1 protein-coding gene is annotated in these 1,346 nt (G+C 73.0%); it reads left to right on the top strand.

Annotated features, from left to right (window positions below; all coding sequences use genetic code 11):
• The coding region (locus PROKR_RS21610) for an ABC transporter substrate-binding protein (protein ID WP_051433224.1) at positions 1 to 1,278 on the top strand (1,278 nt) is incomplete at its 5' end.
• Positions 1,279 to 1,346 lie beyond the last annotated feature (68 nt).

The raw sequence follows: 1,346 nt of genomic DNA, 5'->3' as shown, positions 1-1,346 counted from the left end.
GCCGGCGTCGCGGCGGCCGTCGCCGGCTGCGCGCCGACGATCGGCACGGCGCGGATGCCGCGGGTACCCGCGGCCTACGACGGGCCGCCGGTCACGCTGAAGTTCTGGAACGGGCTGACGGGCGGCGACGGCCCGGTCATGCGGACGCTGATCGAGGAGTTCACGCGGGAGCACCCGAACATCGGCATCGACATGTACGCCCTGCCGTGGGGCGACTTCTACCAGAAGTTCCCGGCGGCGGTCACGAGCGGCCTGGCGCCCGACTTCGCGCTCATGCACAACTTCCAGGTGGCGACCAACGCCGCGCGCCGGGTGATCATGCCCGTCGACGAGATCCTCGACACCGTGGGGCTCGCCGAGGCGGACTACCTCCCCGTGGTCTGGGGCTCCGGCGTCTACAAGGACCAGCGCTGGTCGCTGCCCCTGGACATGTGGCCCGACTCGCTGTTCTACAACCGCCGGGTGCTCGAGCAGGCCGGGCTGGACCCGGACGCGCCGCCGACGGACCGCGCCGCCTACGAGCACGCGCTCGACGCGCTGGCCTCGGCCGGGATCAGCGGTCACTGGCTGCCCGCCGTCGACCCGCAGGGCGTGGGGCGCGGGTTCGACTCCCTGCTCTGGCAGTTCGGTGGTGAGCACTACGACGACGCCGGCACGGCAGCGACGTTCGGCAGCCGGGCCGGGATCGACGCGCTGACCTGGCAGCAGACCCTGATCCGCGAGGGCTGGAGTCCGCGGAACGTCAGCGGCTCGGACGCCTCGACGGCGTTCAAGAACGACCAGAACGCCTTCCTGTGGGGCGGTCCCGGGGCCCTGATCAACGACCTCGGCTCGGTCGACGGCCTCGACTGGGACGTGGCCCCGTTGCCGCAGATCGGCGAGCGCCGCGCCGCGTTCTCGGGCTCGCACCAGTTCGTCGTCGCCCGTCAGCCGCGGTTCGACGCCGACCGGCTGGCCGCCGTCGTGACGTTCCTGGGCTGGATCCTGGCCAACTCGATCGGCTGGGCCACCGCGGGGCCCGTCCCCGCGCGCCTGCCGATCCTCGACTCGCCCGAGCTGGCTGAGCTGACAGCGCAGTCACACGTGGCCGAGGGCGTGGAGCACATCCGCTTCTACCCGCTGGTACCGGGCATCGCCGAGGTGCAGACCACCATCCTGTACCCCGCGATCGGGGACGCCCTGCTCTCGCTCGGCGACCCGGGCGCCGCGCTGGAGACCGCGACGACGCAGGCGTCCTTCCTGCTGCAGGAGAACGCCGAGAAGTACGGGAGGGCCTGAGATGACCGCCACCACCCTGCCGGGCCGCCCCGCCGACGACGTCGCGCGCCGGCCCACCGAGCCGGCCC

It is taken from the genome of Promicromonospora kroppenstedtii DSM 19349, assembly GCF_000515355.1.
Classification (GTDB): domain Bacteria; phylum Actinomycetota; class Actinomycetes; order Actinomycetales; family Cellulomonadaceae; genus Promicromonospora; species Promicromonospora kroppenstedtii.
The sequence above is the reverse complement of the archived record's forward strand: the minus strand, read 5'-3'. Positions and strand labels throughout refer to the sequence as shown.